This window comes from Streptomyces sp. NPDC029164, assembly GCF_055563995.1.
The window spans coordinates 96,828-119,216 of sequence record NZ_JBVHWW010000003.1 but is presented as its reverse complement, the minus strand read 5'-3'; the positions used below and the strand labels follow the sequence as shown (position 1 = coordinate 119,216).

General features: G+C 73.1%; 19 protein-coding genes and 1 pseudogene. 7 read left to right on the top strand and 13 right to left on the bottom strand.

All coding sequences use genetic code 11. From position 1 onward, the window contains the following. Positions 1–51 precede the first annotated feature (51 nt). Positions 52–1,197 carry an ABC transporter substrate-binding protein gene (locus ACZ4VT_RS04660; RefSeq protein WP_467946590.1) on the top strand — a complete coding sequence of 382 codons (1,146 nt, stop codon included), beginning with the start codon at positions 52–54 and terminating at the stop codon, positions 1,195–1,197. Between the two features lie 86 nt (positions 1,198–1,283). Here the strand turns inward: ACZ4VT_RS04660 and ACZ4VT_RS04655 are convergent, their stop codons facing one another. From ACZ4VT_RS04655 to galT, 4 genes are all read right to left on the bottom strand, one after another. Beyond that, positions 1,284–1,793, bottom strand: coding sequence for a hypothetical protein (locus ACZ4VT_RS04655; protein WP_467946588.1), 510 nt, complete (start codon positions 1,791–1,793; stop codon positions 1,284–1,286). A gap of 83 nt (positions 1,794–1,876) precedes the next feature. Continuing rightward, positions 1,877–3,787, bottom strand: coding sequence for a glycoside hydrolase family 5 protein (locus ACZ4VT_RS04650; RefSeq protein WP_467946586.1), 1,911 nt, complete (start codon positions 3,785–3,787; stop codon positions 1,877–1,879). A gap of 585 nt (positions 3,788–4,372) precedes the next feature. Continuing rightward, positions 4,373–5,572, bottom strand: coding sequence for a galactokinase (gene galK / locus ACZ4VT_RS04645; RefSeq protein ID WP_467946584.1), 1,200 nt, complete (start codon positions 5,570–5,572; stop codon positions 4,373–4,375). Beyond that, positions 5,569–6,618 (bottom strand): galactose-1-phosphate uridylyltransferase, encoded by a 1,050-nt coding sequence (gene galT / locus ACZ4VT_RS04640; RefSeq protein WP_467946582.1) that lies wholly within the window; start codon positions 6,616–6,618, stop codon positions 5,569–5,571. Before galT ends, galK begins: the two co-directional genes overlap by 4 nt. Before the next feature lie 96 nt (positions 6,619–6,714). Here galT and ACZ4VT_RS04635 point away from each other — a divergent pair, with 96 nt between their 5' ends. Further along, positions 6,715–7,587 carry a DeoR/GlpR family DNA-binding transcription regulator gene (locus ACZ4VT_RS04635; RefSeq protein ID WP_467946580.1) on the top strand — a complete coding sequence of 291 codons (873 nt, stop codon included), beginning with the start codon at positions 6,715–6,717 and terminating at the stop codon, positions 7,585–7,587. Here ACZ4VT_RS04635 and ACZ4VT_RS04630 read toward each other — a convergent pair. Continuing rightward, positions 7,569–8,183 (bottom strand): 2'-5' RNA ligase family protein, encoded by a 615-nt coding sequence (locus tag ACZ4VT_RS04630; protein ID WP_467946578.1) that lies wholly within the window; start codon positions 8,181–8,183, stop codon positions 7,569–7,571. The two genes, ACZ4VT_RS04635 and ACZ4VT_RS04630, sit on opposite strands and share 19 nt — an antisense overlap. Before the next feature lie 40 nt (positions 8,184–8,223). Beyond that, positions 8,224–9,025, bottom strand: a pseudogene (locus ACZ4VT_RS04625) (crotonase/enoyl-CoA hydratase family protein). Between the two features lie 135 nt (positions 9,026–9,160). Between ACZ4VT_RS04625 and ACZ4VT_RS04620 the strand changes: the two are divergent. Both ACZ4VT_RS04620 and ACZ4VT_RS04615 read left to right on the top strand, forming a co-directional pair. After that, the gene (locus tag ACZ4VT_RS04620) at positions 9,161–9,907 is read left to right on the top strand and encodes a hypothetical protein (protein ID WP_467946576.1); all 747 of its coding nucleotides are present in this window, start codon (positions 9,161–9,163) and stop codon (positions 9,905–9,907) included. Between the two features lie 14 nt (positions 9,908–9,921). Next, positions 9,922–10,719, top strand: a complete 798-nt coding sequence (locus tag ACZ4VT_RS04615; protein WP_467946574.1) for a VOC family protein — start codon at positions 9,922–9,924, stop codon at positions 10,717–10,719. Positions 10,720–10,763: 44 nt separating this feature from the next. Here the strand turns inward: ACZ4VT_RS04615 and ACZ4VT_RS04610 are convergent, their stop codons facing one another. The 5 genes from ACZ4VT_RS04610 to ACZ4VT_RS04590 form a co-directional block, all read right to left on the bottom strand. Further along, complete coding sequence (locus tag ACZ4VT_RS04610; RefSeq protein ID WP_467946572.1) at positions 10,764–11,579, bottom strand: ABC transporter permease; 816 nt, start codon at positions 11,577–11,579, stop codon at positions 10,764–10,766. After that, a complete protein-coding gene (locus tag ACZ4VT_RS04605; protein WP_467946570.1) occupies positions 11,576–12,568 on the bottom strand; it encodes an ATP-binding cassette domain-containing protein in 993 nt (330 codons plus the stop codon). Before ACZ4VT_RS04605 ends, ACZ4VT_RS04610 begins: the two co-directional genes overlap by 4 nt. 120 nt (positions 12,569–12,688) lie before the next feature. Next, positions 12,689–12,907 carry a hypothetical protein gene (locus ACZ4VT_RS04600; protein ID WP_467946568.1) on the bottom strand — a complete coding sequence of 73 codons (219 nt, stop codon included), beginning with the start codon at positions 12,905–12,907 and terminating at the stop codon, positions 12,689–12,691. A gap of 59 nt (positions 12,908–12,966) precedes the next feature. Beyond that, complete coding sequence (locus tag ACZ4VT_RS04595) at positions 12,967–14,217, bottom strand: erythromycin esterase family protein (protein WP_467946566.1); 1,251 nt, start codon at positions 14,215–14,217, stop codon at positions 12,967–12,969. Positions 14,218–14,327: 110 nt separating this feature from the next. Then, positions 14,328–16,391, bottom strand: a complete 2,064-nt coding sequence (locus ACZ4VT_RS04590; RefSeq protein ID WP_467946564.1) for a SpoIIE family protein phosphatase — start codon at positions 16,389–16,391, stop codon at positions 14,328–14,330. Positions 16,392–16,622: 231 nt separating this feature from the next. Here ACZ4VT_RS04590 and ACZ4VT_RS04585 point away from each other — a divergent pair, with 231 nt between their 5' ends. Then, the gene (locus ACZ4VT_RS04585) at positions 16,623–17,042 is read left to right on the top strand and encodes a VOC family protein (protein ID WP_467946562.1); all 420 of its coding nucleotides are present in this window, start codon (positions 16,623–16,625) and stop codon (positions 17,040–17,042) included. 205 nt (positions 17,043–17,247) lie between these two features. After that, positions 17,248–17,703, top strand: coding sequence for a GNAT family N-acetyltransferase (locus ACZ4VT_RS04580; RefSeq protein WP_467946560.1), 456 nt, complete (start codon positions 17,248–17,250; stop codon positions 17,701–17,703). Between the two features lie 63 nt (positions 17,704–17,766). On the opposite strand, the gene helR is transcribed toward ACZ4VT_RS04580, so the two are convergent. After that, the gene (gene helR / locus ACZ4VT_RS04575) at positions 17,767–19,938 is read right to left on the bottom strand and encodes an RNA polymerase recycling motor ATPase HelR (RefSeq protein ID WP_467946558.1); all 2,172 of its coding nucleotides are present in this window, start codon (positions 19,936–19,938) and stop codon (positions 17,767–17,769) included. A 442-nt stretch (positions 19,939–20,380) separates the two neighbouring features. Here helR and ACZ4VT_RS04570 point away from each other — a divergent pair, with 442 nt between their 5' ends. Continuing rightward, entirely contained in the window at positions 20,381–20,779 is a 399-nt protein-coding gene (locus tag ACZ4VT_RS04570; RefSeq protein ID WP_467946556.1) for a TOBE domain-containing protein, read from the top strand. A gap of 109 nt (positions 20,780–20,888) precedes the next feature. Here ACZ4VT_RS04570 and ACZ4VT_RS04565 read toward each other — a convergent pair whose 3' ends face one another. After that, entirely contained in the window at positions 20,889–22,358 is a 1,470-nt protein-coding gene (locus ACZ4VT_RS04565) for a PucR family transcriptional regulator (RefSeq protein WP_467946554.1), read from the bottom strand. Positions 22,359–22,389: the final 31 nt, after the last annotated feature.

Sequence of the window (22,389 nt, the reverse complement as noted above, 5' to 3'; positions counted from 1 at the left end):
CGAACGTACGCTGGGCTTGATCGGTACGCGACCGCCCGTTATGGAGCCTTTGTGCCCGCATCCCGTCTCCGGACAGCCTTCGTCGCCTCCTGCCTGGCCCTCGCGGCGGCACCCCTCGGCGCTTGCGGAGACAAGCCCGTCGCCGGGCCCAGGGCGCCCGCGGTGGCGATCTCGGCCGCGGACGCCGGCGGCATGGCGGCGCTGACCGCGGCGGCGAAGAAGGAGGGCGCGCTCAACGCGATCGCGCTCCCCCGCGACTGGGCCAACTACGGCGCGCTGATCGACGGCTTCGAGAAGAAGTACGGGATCAAAGTCACGGTGGAGAACCCTGAGGGGACCAGCCAGGACGAGATCAACGCCCTGAAGGAGCGCAGGAACGGCGGCCGCGCCCCGGACGTGATCGACGTGGGCGGCTCCTTCGCCCAGTCCGCGGCCCGGCAGGGCCTCCTCGCTCCGTACCGGGTCGCCGCCTTCGACCAGATCCCGGAGGACCAGAAGGGCCCGAACGCCCGCTGGTACAACAACTACGGCGGCTACATGTCGATCGGCTGTGACGCCAAGCGCGTGAAGACCTGCCCCTCGACCTTCGCCGATCTGCGCAAGCCCGAGTACAAGGGCCAGGTCGCGCTCAACGGCGACCCCACCAAGTCCGGCTCGGCCTTCGCCGGCGTGTACGCGGCGGCCCTGGCGAACGGCGGGTCCTTCGACGACATCCAGCCCGGTATCGACTTCTTCGCCGAGCTCAGCAGGAACGGCAACTTCATCCCGGTCGCGTCGTCACCGGCCACGATCGAGACGGGCCGGACCCCGATCAGCATCGACTGGGACTTCCTCAACCTCGGATACGCCGACACGTTCCGCGAGAAGGGCGCGGACGTCGACTGGCGGACCGCCATCCCCTTCGACGGCAGCTTCGCCGAGTACTACGCGAACGGGATCAACAAGGACGCCCCGCACCCCGCGGCGGCACGCCTGTGGCAGGAGTGGGTCTTCAGCCCGGAGGGCCAGAACCTCCGGCTCGGCGCCTACGCGCGCCCCGTCCTGATGGAGGCCATGGAGAAGGACGGCACCCTCGACAAGGCGGCCGCGGAGAAACTGCCGACGGTGGAGGGCACGCCGACGTTCCCGACGGAGGGACAGACGGCGAAGGCCAGGGAGACCGTCAACCGCGGCTGGGCCGACGCCGTCTCGGGCTGAGGCGCGGGTGGCCGGTCCCCCGTACGGGGCGGGCGTCGCCGGCCGCCGCCCGGGCCGGCCCGGCTCGTCGTCAGTGCCCGGCGGCGTCAGTGCCCGGCAGCGGCCTTGACCAAGGCGACCGCTGTCCCGATCGCCGCGTCGATCCCGCCGGCGAGCAGCGCGAAGGCCGTCCCGCCGCCCATCCGGATCCCTCCGTAGCACCCCCACGCGAACAGGGTGGCGACGTTGACCCCGGCCGCCACGAGCAGCGCCGTGTCCAGGCCCATCGCGCCCAGTGCCGAGACGCCGATCAGAACGAGCGGGCCCACCGCGGACAGCAGCAGCGGGCTGCTGACGAAGAGCATCGCGCGCAGTTCCCGTCCCCGTGCGAGGGCTCCGTGCGTCACGCGGTGGGCCTGCTGGTCGGCGACCAGGGCGGCCAGCCACAGGCCCACCGAGGCGGTCCCGATCGTCGCCGCGGCTCCGAGGGCGCTCACATGACTGCTGCCGGCGAGGCCGATGACGACGGAGATCATGGTGATCGTCGCGTAGAGCCGTTCCTTGAGCTGGGCCGCGGCCATCTCCGTGCTCACCGCGTCCGCCGCATGGTCCGTCACGGAACCACCGTAAGGCGCGACCGCACCGGGCCCCCGGAGCAACACCGGGGGGCCCGCTGCGGTCGGCCGTCAGACGACGGGGGTCACAGCTTGCGGCACAGCAGGGCGTCCGGCGTCTTGCCCTTGGCCCACGCCCCGGTGAAGGCGACGCCCGCGGCGTACTCGTCGGTGCCGCACTGGCCCTTGTGGTTGCCGTACGCGAACTCTCCGCCCGGGCCCGCGGCCGGCCGGTTGTCACCCCGGTCGAACCAGACGGTTCGGCCGTTCGTCCCCAGGGTCCGGCCCGCCTGGGCGCACAGGACCGCGGAGACCGCCTGGCCGCGCACGCTGTAGCCGGTCATGAACTGGTGCGGCCCGCACTGGTACTTGGTGTAGCCGCCCGCCCAGTCACCCTGGTGTACGTGGCGTTCGTCGTTCACGACGGCGGGCGCGGCGCCGGTGGCCGGCAGGCCGGGAGCCCCGGCGTCGGTGCACAGCCCGCGCCCGTCACGGTGGGCCAGGCCGACGAGCCGCTGCCCGTCGGGGCAGGTCCCCTTGCGGGCTCCCGCGTCCCAGTCGCCGAGCGCCCGGACGCGTGCCGACTGGACCGCGTCGGCGTGGTCGAGGTTGAGCATGTCCCAGGTGTCGGAGACGGCGACCCGGCCGCTCTTCTGCGGGGAGGTGACCAGCCGGTTCCAGTCGCCGGCGCGCCAGTCGCCTCCGTCGAGGAGCCCGGAACGGCGGCCCGAGGTGTCGAAGTTGAGGATCGACCAGGTGCCGTGTCCGGTCCACCCGACCAGCGGCCAGTAGGCGAAGTCGGTGTCGTTGGCGATCAGGTGGTCCACGAGGTTGCCGAACCAGGCGCGTGCCTGCGGGTTGGTCTCGTCGCTGCCGATGCCGAACTCGCTGATCCACAGGGGTGCGGTGAAGTGGCGGCCGGATTCGGCCGTGACGTAGAACGCCTGCCGCTGCAGGGTCGCGAAGAGGTCCTCGCGGGAGAGTTCCTGGTAGCGCGGGTCGTGGGTCTCGCCCATGCCCGTCGCTCCGGTGTGGTTCGGCCCGGTGTAGCCGTAGAAGTGCGCCGCGTACACCAGCTTGTTCGAGGCGACGAGGGTGTGGGAGAGGGTACGTACCGGTTCGAGCGTCGGACGCCCGTGGGGCAGCCCGTCAGCTGGGATGCCCTGCCAGTTGATGCCTTCGACGATCACCAGCAGGTCGGGGTTGGCCTCGGTGAGGAGCCGGTCTCCGAGGCGCTGGGACGCGGCCCACCAGTCGTGGCCGTTGCCCCGGTTCCAGTTGGCATCGTCGGTGACGGTGCGGCGGACCTCGTTGTAGAGGTCGGCTCCGACGACGCGCTGGTTGTCCTTGTAGCGCCGGGCGAGGTCGAGCCAGTCGTTCTCCCACTGCGCGGTGGACTGGCTGGTGTTCCAGCGCTCGTTGCCGTCCAGACCGCAGCAGAAGCGCGAGGTGTTGGTGTGGTTGTTGAGGATCACCGCGAAGCCCTCGGCCGTGGTGGCCGCGATGACGGCGTCGAAGACCTGGAGCGGGGTCCTGCCGCGCAGGCTCGGGTTGGCGGCGACCGAGGCGTCGGAGACCGGGCGCTGGTCGTGGAGCATCTCGTTCGAGAACGGCAGCCGGATGCTGTTGATGCCGAGTTCGTGGAATCCGGCGAGGATCCGCGCGATCGGCGCGCGGTCCAGACCGAGGGGCATCTGGTCGGCCTTCTCACCGTCGTGGTGGCCGGCCGGGTCGTTGATGTCGCCGGAACCGCTCCAGGATCCCTGAGCGCCGTGCCAGTTCGCGGACTTGAGCTTGAAGCGGTTGCCCTCGGCATCGACGACGTAGCGGCCGCGGGTGCTGAGGGGCGCGGTCCAGGAGTCGGACAACGCGGCCGCGGCCGGGGCCGGGGTCGTGGCGGTCGTCCCGGCCGTCGGGGACGCGACGGCCGGGGAGGCGGGGAGCGCTCCGAGGGCGAGCGCCGCGGCGAGTACCACGGGGAGTAAGGCTCTTCTCACTGTGTCCTCCGTGAGGCCTGGGGGGGGGTGGGACGTACGTGGTCGAGCGGTGGGACGGTGGCGCGGTGGGTCCGTCGTGCGGTGGTGGTCGGCGCCGTGCCGGATCGCCGCCTGGACGCCGGCGAAGCACGTGCGCAGCGCGTCGCTGCTGAACCGCTTGAAGTCGAGCTGCTGGGAGGGGTGGGGGCAGGTGGGCGAGCCGACCGCCTGCCTTCGTACACGCCAAAGCCCCTGAGAATCAACCTATCTGACGATGCGTCAGAAATCCTGTGCCAAACCCTTGACGCCCTCCGAGAGCTGTCGACAGGCTTCCGAACCGCGCCGCCGTGTTGGCGCTGACCCGCATCGGAGGCGCTTCCCTTGGAACGCGGCGCTCAACCTGAGTCTCCAGCACGAAGGCGTTCGGGGACCTCGCGCCGGGGCTGTTCCGGATCGGCGTCTTCGTCCCGTACGCCGTTCCCGGCGTGGCCGCGGCCCTGATGTGGGGCTGCCTCTACGTGACCGCTTCGGCCTGGCCCGCGAGATCGGCGAGCTCCTGCGCACCGAGGTGCCCGACCATCCCGTGCCGGCGGCCCCGGCCCGGCGCTACCGCGTACCGGGGGCCTGTGCGAGGCGGGGGGCGCCCGCCGCGGGGGCGACCTCCAGGATGCGCGGGGGACGGTATCCGGCGGACCCGAAGGCGGCGGTGACCGACTCGGCCACGGCCCCCTCCCGCCCGTCCTCCACGAGTGCGATGACGGAGCCCCCGAAGCCGCCTCCGGTCATCCGGGCGCCGAGGGCCCCGGCGCTCAGCGCGGCGCTCACGGCGAGGTCGGTCTCCGGACAGGAGACGCGGTAGTCGTCGCGGAGGGAGGCGTGGCCCTCGGTGAGGATCGGGCCGAGCGCCGCGGCGTCCCCCTCCCGCAGCCGGGAGACGGCCTCGGTGACCCGGGCGTTCTCGGTCACCACGTGGCGGACCAGCGGGGCGAGTTCCGCCGGCAGGGCCCCCAGGGCCCGCGCGAGTTCCCCGGTGGGCAGGTCGCGCAGGGCGGGCAGGCCGAGCAGCGCGGCCGCGCGTTCGCAGCCCGCGCGCAGGGCCGCGTACGCCCCGTCCCCGAGGTCGTGGGCGACGCGGGTGTCGATCACCAGGAGCCGCAGCCCGTGCCCCCGCAGGTCGAAAGGCACCTGCGCGTGGTCCTCCGGGGTGCGGGCGTCGAGGTGCAGGGCGGCCTCGGCGGTGCAGCAGACGGAGGCCATCTGGTCCATGATCCCGCAGGGGACTCCGGCGAAGCCGTTCTCCGCGCGCTGGGCGATCCGGGCCAGTTCGGGCCCGGGCAGCCCCAGTCCGTACAGCTCGTCGTACGCGACCGCGACCGCGCACTCCAGCGCGGCGGAGGAGGAGAGTCCGGCGCCGGTGGGCACCGTGCTGTCGAAGTGGAGGTCGGCGCCCCCCACCGGGTGGCCCGCCTCGGCGAGCGCCCAGACCACGCCGGCCGGGTAGCCGGTCCAGCCCTGCACGCCGCCCGGGCCCAGCCCGGCCACGGCCAGGTCGGTGATCCGGCCGTCGCCCTGCGCGCTGTGCAGCCGCAGCCGGCCGTCGGTACGGGCGCGGGCGGCGAGCAGGGTGGTCTGCGGGAGGGCCATCGGGAGGGCGAAACCGTCGTTGTAGTCGGTGTGTTCGCCGATCAGGTTGACCCGGCCCGGCGCCGCCCAGATCCCGTCCGGGGAGCCGCCGTAGAGCCTCCGGAAGGTGTCCGCGACCCGCTCGGCCCGGCTGTCGTCGTCCCCCGGCGCGGTCCCGTTCACGACAGGGCCTCCCGGAGTCGCCGCGCGGCCTCCTCGGGGGCCACGTCGTTGATGAAGGCTTCCGTTCCGGACTCCGTCCCGGCGAGGAACTTGAGTTTGCCGGGAGACCTGCGGATGGTGAACAGCTCCAGGTGCAGGGCCAGTTCCGCGCCCCGGGTGCGCGGTGCCTGGTGCCAGGCGGAGACGTACGGCGTGGGACGCGGCCCCTGCGGCCCGCCGGGTACGGGGAACAGCCGGTCGAAGCGGCGCAGCAGGTCCAGGTAGATGCCCGGGAACTCGGCCCGCTCGGCCTCGGTGAGGCAGGTCAGGTCGGGGACGCGGCGGTGCGGGTGGAGGTGCACCTCGTACGGCCAGCGGGCGGCGTACGGCACGAAGGCGGTCCAGTGCTCCCCGGCGGTCACCACCCGCTCGGTGGCGGCGCGGGCACCGGCGAGCAGGTCCTCGAAGAGGTTGCGTCCGGTGGCGGCGCGGTGGGCGGCCGCGGCCGCGGTCATCTTGGCGGTGCGCGGCGTGACGAAAGGGAAGGCGTAGATCTGGCCGTGCGGGTGGGAGAGGGTCACCCCGATCTCGGCGCCCCGGTTCTCGAAGCAGTACACCTGCTCGACGCCCGGGAGGGCGGAGAGTTCCGCGGTGCGGTCGGTCCACGCGTCCAGGACCAGCCGGGCGGCGGCCGGGGTGAGATCGGCGAATCCGGCCTCGTGCTCCGGGGTGAAGCACACGACCTCGCAGCGTCCGGCTTCGCCCGCGAGGGAGGGGAAGCGGTTCTCGAAGACGGCCACTTCGTAGTCGGCGGCGGGGATCTCGCCGAGCCGGCCGTCCCGGGAGGGACAGAGCGGGCACTCCCCGGCCGGCGGGTGGTAGGTCCGGCCCTGCCGGTGGGAGGCGATCGTGATCCAGTCACCGGTCGCCTCGTCCCGGCGCAGTTCCGGGTGACTGCGCACGCGGCCGAGCGGGCGCAGGTCGGGGGCGTCGCGTACGGCGCCCTCGTCGTTGTCGAAGTAGATCAGTTCGCGGCCGTCCGCGAGTTTCGTGAGCGTCTTCTTCACTCACCAAGACTAAACAGATTCCAAAACAAATCAACAGCTGTCAGCGTGCTATGTTGTGGCTTTCTGTGTGGATTCCCCGACGCCCGGGAGTGACCTGTGGCCGAGCAGCAGGCTGCGCAGCTGGCCCACCAGCGACGCGTCTTCATCCTCGACGCCGTCCGGCGCGACGGCTCGGTACGGGTGGCGGACCTGGTGGGACAGCTCGGCGTCTCGGACATGACGATCCGCCGGGACCTGGACGCCCTGGCCCGGCGCGGCGCCGTGGAGAAGGTCTACGGCGGGGCCGTCGCCACCGCCGGGGCCAGCGGACACGAGCCCGGGTTCGACGCCAAGTCCGCTCTGGAGGCGGCCGCCAAGGCCGCCATCGCGGACACGGCCGCGACCCTGGTGGAACCGGGCAGCGTGGTCGCGCTCTCGGGCGGCACCACCGCGCACGCGGTCGCCACCCGGCTGCTCGGCGTCCCGCGGCTCACGATCGTCACCAACTCCCTCCCGGTGGCCGATCTGGTGCGGGCCGCCGACCACGACGCCGCGGGCACCGCCCCCACCCTGCTGCTCACCGGCGGCTCCCCCACCCCCTCGGCCGCGCTGGTCGGCCCGCTCGCCGACCTGGTGATCGGCTCCCTCCACGTGGACCTGCTGATCCTCGGCGCCCACGGGGTGGCGGAGGAGGCGGGGCTGACCACCCCCAATCTCACGGAGGCCCAGACCAACCGGGCCCTGGTCGCCTCGGCGCGCCGGATCGCCGTCGTGGCCGACCACAGCAAGTGGGGGGTGGTCGGGCTCAGCGGTTTCGCCGCGCTGGACCGGGCCGACTGGTTCGTGACCGACGCGGGCATGCCGGCCTCGGCCCGCGCCGTCCTCACGGAGGCGGTGGGTGAACTCCTCGTCGCGGGCGAGCAACCCGGCGAAGACCGCGAGCGAGATCACGAGCGGGGGCACGAGCCGGATCACGCCGAGAAGGACTGATCGCCGTGCCAGTGGAGGCCGCCCGTGCCCAGCCGGATCGTGGCGCGGGGCCGCATGGGCTCCTCGCCCCTGCGGGCGAGCAGCACGATCTCGTCGACCCGCGCCGCCATGCTGCCCAGGCGGGCCGCGCACTCCGCGGCCAGCCCCCGGGGGTCGTGGGTGCGCCCCAGTGACAGGTGCGGCGTGAAGGACGGGAACCGGCCCCGGCATGCGGGGAAGGGCTCCACCAGTGCCTCCTGAAGCGCCGTCCAGGGGGCCGGGCCGGCCGCGGCGGGGTCCAGCCACACCGTGGCGCAGGCGCGGTGCCGGAAGGTGCGCACTCCGCTCAGGCGGACGGAGAACGGCCGGATGCCGGCGGCCGCGGCGGCCAGCAGCGGGGCCGCCCCGGCGAACTCGTCCTCGGGGACGAAGCCGAAGATCAGGTTCACGTGCGGGGGCCAGCGGCGGATCTGGGGGTCGTGCTCGGCCCGGATGCTCTGGATGGGGGGCCACAGTCCGGCCGGGGGAAGCCACACGACGGCGGTCCGGGGCGTGGGAGCCACCCCGAGGAAGCCGGGGACACCGGCTCCGCCACTGGTGGTCGGGAACCCGTTCACACCGCCATGATGCCCCCGCACACCGGCCGGGGGCCGCGTCTCAGCCGGTGAAGGAGCCGTGCCGCCCGGCGCCGCCCGCGAACCGGTCGGCGCCGGCCTGGGTCTCACCCGCGGCGAGCGGAACGAGGCCGTGCCGGTACTCGGCGGCCAGGGCTTCCGCCTCGCCCAGCCCGTGCTGCTCCCGTACGGAGAGCCTGTCGTGCCGCAGGCACGACTGCGGGAACCCGGCGATCTCGTGGGCCAGCCGCTCCGCCGCCCGGCGGGCTTCCCCGGACGGTACGAGGCGGTTGACGAGCCCGATCCCGTACGCCTCGGCGGCGCTCACGGGGCGGCCGGTGAGGATCAGGTCCATCGCGCGGCTCTCGCCGATCAGGCGCGGCAGCCGCACCGTACCGCCGTCGATCAGCGGCACGCCCCAGCGGCGGCAGAACACGCCGAAGGTCGCGTCCTCCTCGGCCACCCGCAGGTCGCACCACAGGGCCAGTTCGAGCCCGCCCGCCACCGCGTGGCCGCTGACCGCGGCGATCACCGGTTTGGTCAGGCGCATCCGCGTGGGGCCCATCGGCCCGTCGCCCTCGGCCGGCACCCGGTTGCCGCGATCGGTGCCGACGGCCTTGAGGTCCGCGCCGGCGCAGAACGTACCGCCCTCGCCCCACAACACGGCGACGGATGCCTCCTCGTCCTCCTCGAACACCCGGAAGGCGTCGGCGAGTCGGGCCGTCCACCGCGTTGCGGACGCCGGGGCGGCTGAGGATCACCGTACGGACCGGGCCGTCCGCCTCGATCCGGACGGCAGGCTGGTCGGCGGGCGTCGTCCCCGGTGTCTCGGAGGTCGTGGCCACAGCGGAACTCCCTGGGTCGTGTGGTGTGCGGACGCCCACTCTGCGGCAATCGCGCGGGCGGCACGAGAGCCGGCGCCCGCCCGGACTGCGCCCGCCGCCGCGCGGACCTACGCTGCCAGAGGGAGGTGATGCCCGATGTCTGCACCCCGGGCAGCAGCGGCCCGATGCGCGGCCGCCGGAACCGTCACTCTGCTGGTGTTCGCCGGCCCGGGCACGGGCGCCGCGAGGGCCGATGACAACGGCATCGCCGACAAGAGCGCCCCGGCCATCGCGGCGGCCGCCCGCGAGGCCATGTCGGGGCTCACGTCCATGCGCATGGCGGCCAAGGTGACCGACGGGTCGGGCACCACCGCTCTGGACCTCCGGTTCGACGCGCGGGGCAACTGCGTCGGCACCGTCACCCCTCCCGGCGGTACGGGCACGGCCGACGTCGTCAAACGCGGCGTCGACGTGTGGATGAAGCTGGACGACGAGCTGCTGCGGGCCCAAGTGCCGGGCGGCACGGCCGACGACGCGATCGCGCTCATCAACGGCCGTTATCTGCACGGCACCACGAGCAGCCCAGTGCTGAGCGACTTCGCCGAATTCTGCGACCTCGACTTCTACAAGAAGGAGTTCACGTCGAAACCGGCGAACGAACAGCTCGACAAGGGTGCGCGCACCACCGTTGACGGCCGGCCGGCCATCACCGTCAACAGCCGGCAGGACGACAGGACGGGCAGCTACCAGGTCTCCACCGAGGACGAGCCGTACCTCCTGCGCATCGAGGGCACCGACGGCTCCGGCGAGCGGGTGGAGGCCTCCTTCTCCGCCTTCGACGAGCCCGTCCGGGCCAAACCCCCCGCCCCCGCCGACTCGGTCGACCTGTCCGAACTCCAGTAGCGAAGGGATCGACCATGATCACCACTGACTTCGTCCCCGGTTCCCCCTGCTGGATCGACCTCGGCGCGCCCTACGTCCCCGCCGCCGCGGCCTTCTACGGCGCGGTGCTCGGATGGGACTACGAGCCCATGGGCGAGAGCGAGGAGCTGGAAGGCGGGATGTTCCGGAAGGACGGCAAGATCGTCGCCGGGCTCGGCAAGCTCACCGAGGAGGGAGCACGCTCGGCCTGGATGGTCTACTACAGCGTCGCCGACGCGGACGCCACGACCCGGGCCGTCGAGAGCGCCGGAGGCGCGGTGCGCGTGCCGCCGAGGGACCTCGACGAGTGGGGGCGGATGGCGCAGTACGACGACCCGCTGGGTGCCCAGTTCGCCGTGTGGCAGCCGGGCAAGGACAGCGGGGTCCAGCTGGTGGACGAGCCGGGCTCACTGTGCTGGACGGAGCTGTACACGAGCGACGCCGCGGCCGCCAAGGAGTTCTACGGCGGTCTCCTCGGCTGGCGGTTCAGCGATATGCCGCTGCCGGGCGGCGGGGGCACGTACGCCCTGATCACCCCGGCCGGGCTGCCCGAGGAGCGCATGCACGGCGGCCTCATGGAGCTGCCCGAGGAGCACCTCGCCCTGACGGGCGGGCGGCCGTACTGGCACCCGGTCTTCGCCGTCGACGACTGCGACGCCGCGGTCGCCAGGGTCACCGGGAACGGTGGCAGCGTGCAGAGGGGACCGGAGGACGCCGAGGGCGTCGGCCGGCTCGCCGTCTGCCTCGACCTCGCGAACGCGGACTTCGTGGTGCTCGCCCCGGCGCGGAGCTGAGCCCGGGCACACCCGGGCGGGCCCACCGGCCGGTGCCCGCGTCCTCAAGCCCTGGAACGGTACGCGCGCATGCCCAGGGGCATGAAGACCACGGCGATGCCCGCGGCCCAGATCAGGGACCACATGATCGCCTCGCCTGCCGGGGTGCCGAGCAGCAGGCCCCGGAAGGCGTCCGACAGGTGGGTGACGGGGTTGACGTTCACCCAGGCCTGGAGCCAGCCGGGCATCGTGTCGACCTCCACGAACGCGCTGCTCGTGAAGGTGATCGGGAAGATCAGCGTGAAGGCGAAGACCTGCACCTTCTCCGCGTCGCCGGCCAGCATCCCGATCAGTACCGCCGTCCACGCGACGGCGGCGGCGAAGGTCAGCAGCAGCAGGAGCCCGCCGAGGAAGCCCGCGGCGCCGCCGGTGACCTCGAAGCCCAGCAGGGCGCCGAGGCCGATCATCAGGAGCATCGCCCAGAGCTGTTTGGCCAGGTCGGCCGTGATGCGGCCGAACAGCGGCGCCCCGCGGGCGATGGGCAGACTGCGGAGGCGGTCGAAGACGCCCTTGGTGAGGTCGGTGTTCAGGGCCATGGCGGTGTACATGCTCATGAAGAGCGTGTTCTGGACGATGATCCCGGCGAGCGCGTACTGGAGGTACTCCTGCGGGGATCCGGCCATCTGTCCGCCGAAGACGTAGGTGAACAGGAACACGAACATGATCGGCGAAATGCTGTAGTCGACGAGTTCCAGCGGGTTGTGCTTGACGGAGACCAGGCTGCGCCACGCCAGCGTCCCCGTCTGCCGCAGGGCCGCCAGGGGGTGCACCCGGCCGCTGCCGCCGAGGGTGTCGGTCAGGGAGGTGGAGGCGGTGGTCATGACAGGCTCCCCGCTGCCGCGTACTGCTCGTCGTCGCCCTCGCCCTGCTCGGGCGCCGGCTCGGCCCGGTGGCCCGTGAGGACCATGAACACCTCGTCGAGGGAAGAGCGCCGCAGGGTCAGCTCGGCCACGGCGATGCCCGCCTGGTCCAGCCGGCGCACCACGCTCGGCATCAGCTCCGGGTCCTTGACCGGCACGGTGATCTCGTCGCCCTCGATCTTGGCCCGGGAGCCCGCTTCCTCGGTGAGCAAGGCGTGCGCCGTGTCGAGGTCGGCGGCGTGGGCCGGCCTCAGCTGGAGCACCTGGCCGCCGACCTGCGACTTCAGACCGTCGGGCGTCCCGTTGGCGATCACCCGGCCCTTGTCGATCACGACGATGCTGTCGGCCAGCCGGTCCGCCTCGTCCAGATACTGCGTGGTCAGCAGGACCGTCACGCCCTCCGAGACCAGCGTGCGCAGCATGTCCCAGACCTCACCGCGGCTGTGCGGATCGAGACCGGTGGTCGGCTCGTCCAGAAAGAGGATCCGGGGCCGCCCCACCAGGCTGGCCGCCAGGTCGAGACGTCGTCGCATGCCGCCCGAGTACGTCTTGGCGGCCCGTCCCGCCGCGTCGCTCAGCTGGAAGCGGCCGAGCAGTTCCGCCGACCGCGCCCGGGCCTGGCCGCGCGGCAGGCCGAGCAGCCGCCCGATCATCAGCAGGTTCTCCGTACCGGTGAGGTTCTCGTCCACGGCGGCGTACTGGCCCGTCAGCCCGATCAGCGCCCGGACCCGGCCCGCCTGCCGCACGACGTCGTACCCACCGACCTCCGCGCGCCCGGCGTCCGGCTGCAGGAGGGTGGCGAAGATGCGGACGGCGGTCGTCTTGCCCGCTCCGTTGGGACCGAGCAGGCCGAGGACGCTGCCGGCCGGCACCTGGAGATCCACACCGGCCAGTGCACGGGTCTGCTTGAACCGCTTCGCCAGACCTTCGGCCTGGATCGCGTTCCTCATGGAGATCACCTCGGACGCCGGGTACGTGCTGCCACTTCCCTCAACTGTGACGTACACCACTGACAGGGGCGATGTGGTCGGCCGCGAGCGCGGTGGGGCGGCGACCGGCGGGCAGCCGGATCAGGCGGAGGTGGCCGGCGTCGCCTCCAGGTAGGCGTCCAGGTAGGCCCATGCCTTCGTGCCCGAGCGCGGGACGACCTGGGTCCTGGCGTAGGTCATCCGGTATCCGGGCAGTGCGTCGGGCGTCCCTTCGAGCAGCCTGCCGAACCGCGTGAGCCGGACCTCGCGGAACCGCAGCGTGCCGTGCGAGAACAGCCGGTGCCGGGCCGAGCCGGCCATGTGGAACCTCCTGGTGTGTGTGCCGTTGACGCGTGAGCCCTGCCCCGGCGCACATGGGATCACGCCAGGGGGCGGGAGCAGGTCGACTTCGCCACGAAGGCGAGGCCGTCGTACTCCTGGGCGGGGACGAGCGGTGCGAGGTGGAAGCGGTAGGTGAACCGGGGGACGCTGGCGCCGAAGCTGCGCTGTTGGCCGGGCCCGCGCAGCCATTCCCGTACGGCGGGCACCGCCTGCGCCTCCCCGCCCCGCAGGTCGACCAGGTAGTCGCCCGGTACGGCGGCCGTCAGCCGGGATTCGACCGAGCGGCCGTCGCCGCCGATGCGGTGCGGGACCGCCGGGCCGGCGGTGCCGATGCCCCGGCGGGCCCGGAACCGGCCCTTCCCGAAGAGCAGGCCGAGTGCGTAGTAGGTCTCGCCGTGGCGGGCGTGCAGCAGGCTCCCGAGCGCGGGCACCCCGGCCCCGTACGTGCCCTTCGCGATGTGCCCGTTGTGCGCCCATACGGCGACACGCTCGCCGGTGCCGTCCACCAGCGCGTCGACGGCCCGGGCCATGTGGCGGTCCCGGACGGCGTACAGGCTCTCCTCTCCGGGGTCCGGCTCCAGGGGCAGGGTGATCAGATCGGCGCAGCGGACCAGGATCCGCGCGTGCCGGATCGCGTCGTCGGCCGCCTCGGGACTCGTGCGGGCGGCGAGGCGCGCCCGGTGCTCCTCCAGGAAGCCGGCCAGCTCACCGGCCTCCTCGTACAGACGCCGGGCGGGGTCCGGCCGCGCCCCGGGCCGGCAGGCGGCGAGGACGCGCAGGCTCTCCCGTACGGACTCGGCGGTCGTGGGCGCGGCCTGCTCCAGGAAGGTGCCGACCGCGGCGGCGGAGTCCGCGCAGCGCTGCGGGTCGATGCCGACGAAGCGCACCCGGTCGGCGGCCGGGACCGTGCGGTTGTGTTCGCGCATCCACTCGACCATCGCGAGGATCTCGTGGGTCCGCCAGGTCCAGAAGTCCAGCCGGGAGACCAGGCGCCCGGCATCGCCCGCGCCGCCCGCCACGTAGGCGTCCACGGCCAGGGCCGCCGATTCGCTGGCCTCCATCGCCAGCGCCCTGAACCCCATCTCGCGGACCAGGAATTCCAGCAGCCGGTGCTTGAGCAGGAAGAACTCCCGTGTGCCGTGGGTGGATTCACCGAGGCCTACGACGCGCACACCCTTCAGGACCTCGTACAACGGCCGCAGGTCCTCGTACGGTTCGCCGGCGGAAAGGGTGGTGAGGGGCAGGGCGCGCGCGGACAACCAGCGCGTGATCTCGTCGGAGTCGGACAAGAGCGGTCTCCTCGGCCGTGCGGTACGGCAGCCCCACTACGGCAGCCCCACTACGGCTGCCGCGCTTCGGCGGGGCCGCTCCTGCCGTCACACGATCGTAGTCCGTGCGTTCACGGCGCGCGGTGGACCCGGGCGAGGACGAGGACGGTGTCGTCGGTCGGCGGGGCGGACAGCAGGCCGGCGAGGGCGCGGTCCGCCCGCTCATCCAACGAGCCGTGTCCCTTGGCCAGTTCGGTGCGCAGCGCGTCCAGGCCGGCCTCGATGTCCCGGCCGCGCGCTTCGATGAGGCCGTCGGTGTAGAGGACGAGGATCGCGTCCTTCGGCAGTTCGACCTCCGTCGCCCGGAAGGGGCAGCCGCCGACACCGAGCGGGACGCCGAGGACCTCGCCGATGGTCTCCACGGTGCCGTCCGGGTGCAGCACCAGGGGCGGGGGGTGGCCGGCGCTGGCGATGCGAGCGCGTCCGCTCCGCGGGTCGTAGACGATGCACAGGCAGGTCGCGAGCTCGATGCCGCTCTCCCGGGCGCACGCGTCGAGCTCGGTGAGCAGGTCGTCGGGTTCGCTGTCGTGCCGGGACAGGGCCTGGGTGGTGATGCGGAGGCGGCCCATGGCGGCGGCCGCCGTCACTCCGTGCCCCATCACGTCGCCCACCACGAGCGCGACCCGCCCGTCGGACAGGTTGATCACGTCGTACCAGTCCCCGCCGACCTCGGTGATCCGGCTGCCGGGCACGTACCGGTGGGCCACGTCCACGTAGGGGCTGCTCGCCAGGGCGGTGGGCAACAGCGCCCGCTGCAGGGTGAGGGCGATGTCCTGGACTCGGGAGTACAGACGGGCGTTGTCGAGGCAGATCGCGGCGCGCGAGGCGAGCTCGCCGGCGAGGTTGACGTCGTCCTGGGTGAAGGCCGGCCGGCCCGCGGACCGGCCGAACATGGCGATGCCCTGTACGGTGCCCCGGGCGATGAGCGGGGCGACGAGGACCCCGGTCACCCCGCTCTCGGCGAAGAGGCGCGCGCGTGACTCGATGGCGACGCTCCGGGCCAGGAACTCCTCGTTGACGACGGCGGAGAGGGCGCGTCCGGTGCCCAGCATGTCGTGCATGACGGAGCCGGGCGGGTAGCGGATCTTGTCCACCCCGCTGACGAGCTCGATCGCCGGCCCGGGGAGGATCGTCCCGGAGGCGATCCTGCGGGTGTACAGCGGCCGCGCCGGGTCGAAGTCCTCCGACTCGTCCATCCACTCCACGACTTCGACCACGGCGCCGTCGCAGAAGTCCGGCATGGACGCGTCGACCAGCTCCTGGGCCGTCTGGTTCACGTCGAGGGTGGTCCCGATGCGCGTGGAGGCCCCGTCCAGCAGGGCGAGGCGCCGGCGGCTGGCGGTGGCTTCCAGGATGGCCTGTTCCCGGTCCGTCACGTCGACCATCAGTCCGCCCACCCCCGGTCGCGAGCCGACCGCCTCGCTCAGCGGGAAGAAGCTCACCGACCGCACCTGGTCGCGGTCCGGATGCCCCTGCGGGCGCGTGCCCACCAGCGCCCCGACGACCGGTTCGCCGCCCTGGGCGACGGCGCGGAGCATGCGCTCGTACTCGCCCCCGTCGGACATGATCATGATCTCGTCCATGCGGCGCCCGAGGTGCGCCTCGATCGGCAGGCCGTCCATGTCGGCGAGCACCTGGTTGAGGTGGACGTACCGGAGGTCCGGGTCGAGCATGACCAGACCGATCGGGCAGGTCTCGAAGAGGGCGTCGAGGAAGGCGAGGTTGGTCTTGACGCGGTCGAGCTCGTCGCTGCGGCTGGCCAGGCCCATCACCACCGGACCGCTGCCGGCTCCGGTGACGGGGAAGACCCGGAAGCCGCAGTCGAAGGCCGTGCCGTCGCGGTGTCGCGCCGCCAGCCGGCCCCTCCAGTACCCGAGGGTTCTGCCGTTCTCCGCCAGCCGGGCACCGGAGACGGATTCGCCGCCGTTCTCGTCGGCGAAGAGGAGGGCGGCGGGCTTCGACAGGATGGCGGCGGAGTCGTACCCGAAGAGTTCCCCCGCGCCGGGCCCCCAGTAGCAGACGAGGCCGTGGTCGTCGATGCCGAAGACGGCCACGCGCACGTGCTCCAGCAGCGTCCCCGGCTCGGACCAGAACGGGCCGTGAGCCTCCTCGCCCCCCGGCCGAGCCGATGGCACGAGACGACCCCTTCCGCCCGTCGATACCTCCACCCATTATGCGGACGCCGCCGTGATTGCGCCGTGATCGCGCGGTGATCGCGCGGTGGCGGGCCCCGGGGCGCACCCAGTCGGCCATGGGGTCTTTTTTCGCGAACGGGGTGCCGCGAGGGCCGGGGAGTCGGGCCGTGCCATCGGCGGCGTTTCGCCTAATCTGGCAAAAAATGCCGCATCTTCGCGAAAGGGAAACCCGTGCCTTCTCGTCTCAATCCGTACATCAGCTTCAACGGCAACGCCCGGCAGGCCATGGATTTCTACAAGGGGGTCTTCGGCGGCACCCTGACGGTGAACACGTACGGTGACTTCGGCAGCGGGAAGGAGGCCGGGGGCTCCGACGACATGATCATGCACAGCATGCTCGAGACCCCCAACGGCTTCACGCTCATGGGCGCCGACAACCCGCCGGGCTCGGAGAACAAGCCCGGGAACAACATCTCGGTGAGCGTGAGCGGCGACGAGGCCGACGAACTGCGCGACTACTGGTCCAAGCTCTCCGCCGGCGGCACCGTCACGGTCCCGCTGGAGAAGCAGATGTGGGGCGACGTCTTCGGCATGTGCACGGACCGCTTCGGCACCATCTGGATGGTCAACATCGTCCAGCCGCCCGCCTGACCGCACCGCCGGGTCCTGACCCACAGCGCCTGGCGGCCCGGTGCGGTGGGCCACCCGTCCACCGTGGCACCCCGGCGGCCCGTCTTGCTCCATCCCGGCACCTGACGCGGCCGCCCGGCTCCCGCATGATCGATTCCCTGCCCCGGGGGAGGAGCGCGTGCGCTCCTCCCCCACCGCCTTCCTTCGATCACGGGAGCCCCGTCACATGTCCGACATCCACGTGCGTGCCGTACGGGCCGAGGACTTCGCCCAGTGGCGCGCCCTCTACGGCGGGTACGCCGACTTCTACAAGGTGGAGCAGACCGAGGAGGCCGCCGCCACCGTCTGGTCCTGGGTGACCGACCCCGGCCACGAGGTCAGCGCCCTGGTCGCCGAGGACGCCTCCGGCCGCCTCCTCGGTCTCGCCCACTACCGCCCCTTCGCCCGGCCGCTCTCCGCGACGGTCGGCTGCTTCCTCGACGACCTGTTCGTGGCGCCCGAACACCGCGGCTCGGGCGCCGCCGACCGGCTGCTCGCCGCCCTGCGCGAACTCGCGGCCGAGCGCGGCTGGAGCGTGGTCCGCTGGATCACCGCGGACGACAACCACCGCGCGCGGTCGAAGTACGACCAGGTGGCCACCCGCACCATGTGGGTCACCTACGACATGGCACCCCGCCGCTGACCCGGCACGGGGGCAGTGGGCGGGCCGCCTCCGCCCGGCGGCCCGTCCCTTGGCGAGGACGGCCTAGGAGCTCGTGAGGATGACGAGCTGCTGGGTCGCGCGGGTCATCGCGACGTAGCGGCTGACGGCTCCCTCGACGCCCTCGCCGAACGTCTCCGGGTCGATGAGGACGACGAGGTCGAATTCGAGCCCCTTCGTCAGTTCCGGCGTCAGCGACCGGACGCGCGACGCCGGCCGGATCGCGCCCTCGCCGAGGTCACCGGTGGCGATGACACAGGCGACCCCCTCGGCATGCGCGGCGAGCCACGTGTCGAGGACCGAGTCCAGCTCCGCGACGGAGCCGTGTGCGACGGGGATCCCGCTGCTGCGGATGGAGGTCGGCACGTTGGCGTCCGGGAGCGCGGCGCGGATGGCCGGCTCGGCGTACGCCATGACCTCTTCCGGCGTGCGGTAGTTGACGCTCAGGGAGGCCACGTCGATCCGGTCGAGCCCGACCCGTTCGAGCCGTTCCCGCCACGACTCCGTGAACCCCTGTCGGGCCTGCGCGCGGTCGCCGACGATGGTGAAGCTCCGGGACGGACAGCGCAGCAGCAGCATCTGCCACTCCGCGTCGGTCAGTTCCTGGGCCTCGTCCACGACGATGTGGGCGAACGGGCCGCCCAGCAGGTCCGGTTCGGCGCGCGACAGTGCGCTCTCGTCGACCAGGGTGTCCTGCAGGTCCGCGCCGCGCAGCATCCCCACCGCGCCCTCGCTCTCGTCGAGCACGACGTTCTGCAGCAGGCTGTCGATGGCGTCGGACCGGCGCGCGCGTTCGGCGGCGACGGCCGCGTCGTGCCGGCGCTTGCGTACGGAGGCCTCCGCGTCGCCGAGCCGCTGCCGGGCCGCGTCCAGGAGCGGCAGGTCGGACACCGTCCAGGCGTGGGTGTCCGTACGCTGCAGCGCGCGCACCTCGTCGGGGCCGAGCCAGGGAGCGCACTTGCGCAGGTAGGCGGGCACCGACCACAGGTCCCCGACGAGGTCGGTCGCCTCGATCATCGGCCACGCCCGGTGCAGGGCCTTGAGCAGCGCCCGGTCCTGGAGCAGCGCCCTCCGCAGCAGGTGGGGCGGGGCGTCGCCGTCGTCCTTGTCCATGAGGATCGTGGCCAGTTCCTCCCGGATCTGGTCGTGCGCCTCGTTGTGCGGGGTGCCGGGCTCCACCGCGTCGAACGCCACCGCCCAGTCGTCGGCGCTCAGCCACAGGTCGGACCAGGGGGTCTCCACCTCCATCCCCTCGGTGGGCGGCTCCTCGTAGATGCGGACGGCCGCCTCGATCGCCTTCACCAGGCCCGCGGACGACTTCAGCCGGGCCACGTCCGCGTCGGTCTCGACCGCCGCCGCGGCCCCTTCGGTGACGAGGTCGCGCAGGGTGCAGGTCTGCACGCCCTCCTCGCCGAGGCTGGGCAGGACGTCGGCGACGTAGGCCAGGTAGGGCTCGTGCGGACCGACGAAGAGCACGCCGCCGCGGCGGTGGCCGAGGCGGGGGTCGGAGTAGAGCAGGTGCGCGGCCCGGTGCAGGGCGACGACGGTCTTGCCGGTGCCCGGTCCGCCGTCGACGACGAGGGCCCCTCGGGATCCCGCCCGGATGACGGCGTCCTGGTCGGCCTGGATGGTGGCGAGCACGTCGCGCATCCGCGGCGAGCGGTTGGTGCCCAGGCTGGCGATGAAGGCGGACTGGTCGTCGAGCGCGGCGTGCCCTTCGAGCCCGTCGGCGGTGAACACCTCGTCCCAGTAGTCGCTGATCCGGCCGCGGGTCCAGCGGTACCTGCGGCGGCTCGCCAGGCCCATCGGATGCGCGTGGGTCGCCGCGAAGAACGGCTCGGCCGCGGGGGAACGCCAGTCGACCAGCAGCCGGTGCCCGGTGCTGTCGGTGAGGCCGAGGCGTCCGATGTAGACGGGCTCGGCGTCGTCCGCGCCGACGACGTGCCCCAGGCACAGGTCCAGGCCGAAGCGGCGCAGGGTGCGCAGGCGACTGGTCAGGCGGTGGATCTCCGCGTCCCGGTCCATCGCCTCGCGGCCGATGCCACCGGGCGCCTTGCGCGCGGCCTCCAGGCGGTCGGACAGTTCGGCGATCGACTGGGCGAGGCTCTCCGAGATGGCCGCGAAGTGCTGCTCGTCGCGGTCGATCAGCGCCGCTTCGGCCTTGCCGGAGAGGCGCTCGGGAAGGTCGAACGCGCTGGTTGTGGTCAGGGAGTTCACGGCATCAGCTCCGATCCGAGGTCGTACGACGGACAACTCGACAACAGCACACACACGTGGCGGATCTCCCGTTTCTGCAGGTCGGACCTCGGTCCGCGAAGTTTGCCTCACGGCCGGGGCCTTGCCGCAAGCCCCCCTGTGCGCTATAAGTTGAGAGTGGCAAGGAGTGGTTCTACCTCCTTGCCTTTTCCTTTGCCCTCGTGGCAGAGCGGCCCCGCTTCCGGTCCAACCGGGTCACCGGACCGCTGCACTGTGAGGGCAACGAGCCGGAACCGGTACAGACGGGCACGGTCGTCACCGGCCCCCGAACGGGCCAGTGCCGCCAGGCGCGGCAGCCACCGGCGGCAGGCAAGAGCACGGCGAGGCACCCGGGACCGCCGGCCCGGGTGCCTCGGCGTCTCCCGCCCGGCGGGACCGGCGGGGCACCCCCTATGCTGCGGGCGTGCCGTCGTATTCCATGGGGCAGGCCGCCCAGTTGCTGCGCGTGAGCCCCGAGACCGTCCGCCGGTGGGCCGAGACGGGACGGCTGCCGGCAGGCCGCGGCCCGGACGGATCGCGGATCGTCGACGGGGTGGCCCTCGCCGCCTTCGCCAAGGACCGTGCCGCCGGGCTGCGTCCCCTGCCGTCGGGCACGGCCGTCACGTCCGTCCGCAACGCCTTCGCCGGGATCGTCACCGCCGTGCGGCTCGACGACGTGGCGGCCCAGGTGGAGATCCAGTCGGGGCCGCACCGGGTGGTGGCCGTGGTGACCAGGGAGTCGGTCGAGGAGCTCGGCATCACGGTCGGGGCGATGGTGACGGCCCGCGTGAAGTCCACCGAGGTCCACATCGACCTGACGTAGCCGGGCCGGCCCCTGCCCGCCGGGCGCGCGGTCGCCCTCCCCCGCCCGGTCATCCTCCCCCGCCCCGGTCACTCGCCCGGCGCCCCGTCACCCGCGGCCCGGCGCCCCGTCACCCGCAGCGCAGCGCCGCGTACAGGTCCAGCTTGTGGTCGAGGCGGGACAGGTCGCGGCCCGTCAGGACCTCCACCCGCTCGATCCGATAGTGCACGGTGTTGACGTGCAGGTGGAGCGCCTCCGCCGTGCGCGCCCAGGAGCAGTTGTTCGCCAGGAAGACCTCCAGGGTCTCCCGCAGCATCCCGTCCCCGAGCGCCCCCAGGATCCGCGTCGCGAACACGGACCGTACCTCCGGCGGGACCCCCGCCATCAGCTCGGCGAGGGTGTCCAACTGTTCGGCCTCGCGCACCGGAACGGCCTCGTCCGCCGCCGTCAGCGCGAACCGGGCCTGGCTGAGCGAGGCGCGCAGCCCCTCCGCTCCCGCGGCCTTGGCCCCCACGCCCAGCCGGAGGTCCGCCTGCGGCCCACCGCACCGCCGCAGCAGCGGCCACACCGCGCGGAGCCGGTCCGCCGCGTCGCCCGCGGAGTCCGGGTCCTCGTGCAGCACCGCCACCGAACCCCCCACTGCGTACGAGGCGTTGTCGAGGTGCCGCAGACCCTCCGCCAGGGCGTCGCCCGAGGTCGCCGTCAGGACCCGGTACGACCCGCCCGGGGGCAGCCCGGCCGCGGCCAGCGCCTCCTCCAGGGCCCCCGTGTCCGCCGGTGCGGGGCCCGCCGGGGTCCCCTCCAGCAGGGCGATCAGCCGCTGTCCGGCCACCCGGTCCGCGGCGAGCCGGCGCGCCTGGCCGCCGCGGCACTGGGCGAGCACGTCGGCGATCTCGTGGAGCACGCGCGGAGGCGCCGCGTCCGGGGCCGGGACGTGCAGCTGCCAGGCGTCGTACGGGGAACTCTCGGCCTCGATCCGCAGCCAGACCCCGCCCCGCGCGGAGGCGGCCGACGCCCGGGCGGCGGGGAGCTCGGGCGCCGACGGGGTACGGGCCACCGTGCGGCCGCTCGCGGTGAGCAGGTAGCAGGACACCCGGCCCAGGTGCGCGCAGGCCCGGTCCAGCAGTTCGGCGGGGCCGGCACCGCCCTCGACGAGCCGGCTCAGCTCGCCGCGCACGTTCTCGGGCAGGGCGAAGAGCCGGGTCGGACGCCGGCTCAGGTCGCCCCACTGACGCAGGTACACCGCTTCGGTCACCGCCCGGAAGCTGGTCCGGGCCGGGACGGCCACGATCGGCACCCGGTGGGCCCGGCAGGCGGCCACCAGTTCGTCGGGGACCCTCCCGTGGGTCTCCTCCCCGGCGAGCAGCGCGGTGGCACCGGCATCGGCGAGGGCGGTGACGAAACGATCCGCCTTGGCCTCGTCCCCCTCGGACCACCACACCAGTCCGCTCAGCACGAGCTCTCCGGGCCCCAGGAACCGGCCGGGCTCCTCCAGGTCGGTCGCGGTGACCCCGACGACCTCTTGGCCGAGAAGGGCTTCCTCTCCCCAGAGCAGGCTGAGGCCGAGGCTGTCGAGCTGGAGCAGGTCGAGGACGTGCACGGCGGGACTCCTTGCGGTGGGCAGCGCCCAC

What these genes read in the sequence shown, in the direction of transcription:
- ACZ4VT_RS04610 (WP_467946572.1), bottom strand. Translation starts at nt 11,579, where the DNA reads ATGACCACCGCCTCCACCTCCCTGACCGACACCCTCGGCGGCAGCGGC.
- ACZ4VT_RS04580 (WP_467946560.1), top strand. Translation starts at nt 17,248, where the DNA reads ATGTCCGACATCCACGTGCGTGCCGTACGGGCCGAGGACTTCGCCCAG.
- ACZ4VT_RS04620 (WP_467946576.1), top strand. Translation starts at nt 9,161, where the DNA reads ATGTCTGCACCCCGGGCAGCAGCGGCCCGATGCGCGGCCGCCGGAACC.
- ACZ4VT_RS04600 (WP_467946568.1), bottom strand. Translation starts at nt 12,907, where the DNA reads ATGGCCGGCTCGGCCCGGCACCGGCTGTTCTCGCACGGCACGCTGCGG.
- ACZ4VT_RS04615 (WP_467946574.1), top strand. Translation starts at nt 9,922, where the DNA reads ATGATCACCACTGACTTCGTCCCCGGTTCCCCCTGCTGGATCGACCTC.
- ACZ4VT_RS04605 (WP_467946570.1), bottom strand. Translation starts at nt 12,568, where the DNA reads ATGAGGAACGCGATCCAGGCCGAAGGTCTGGCGAAGCGGTTCAAGCAG.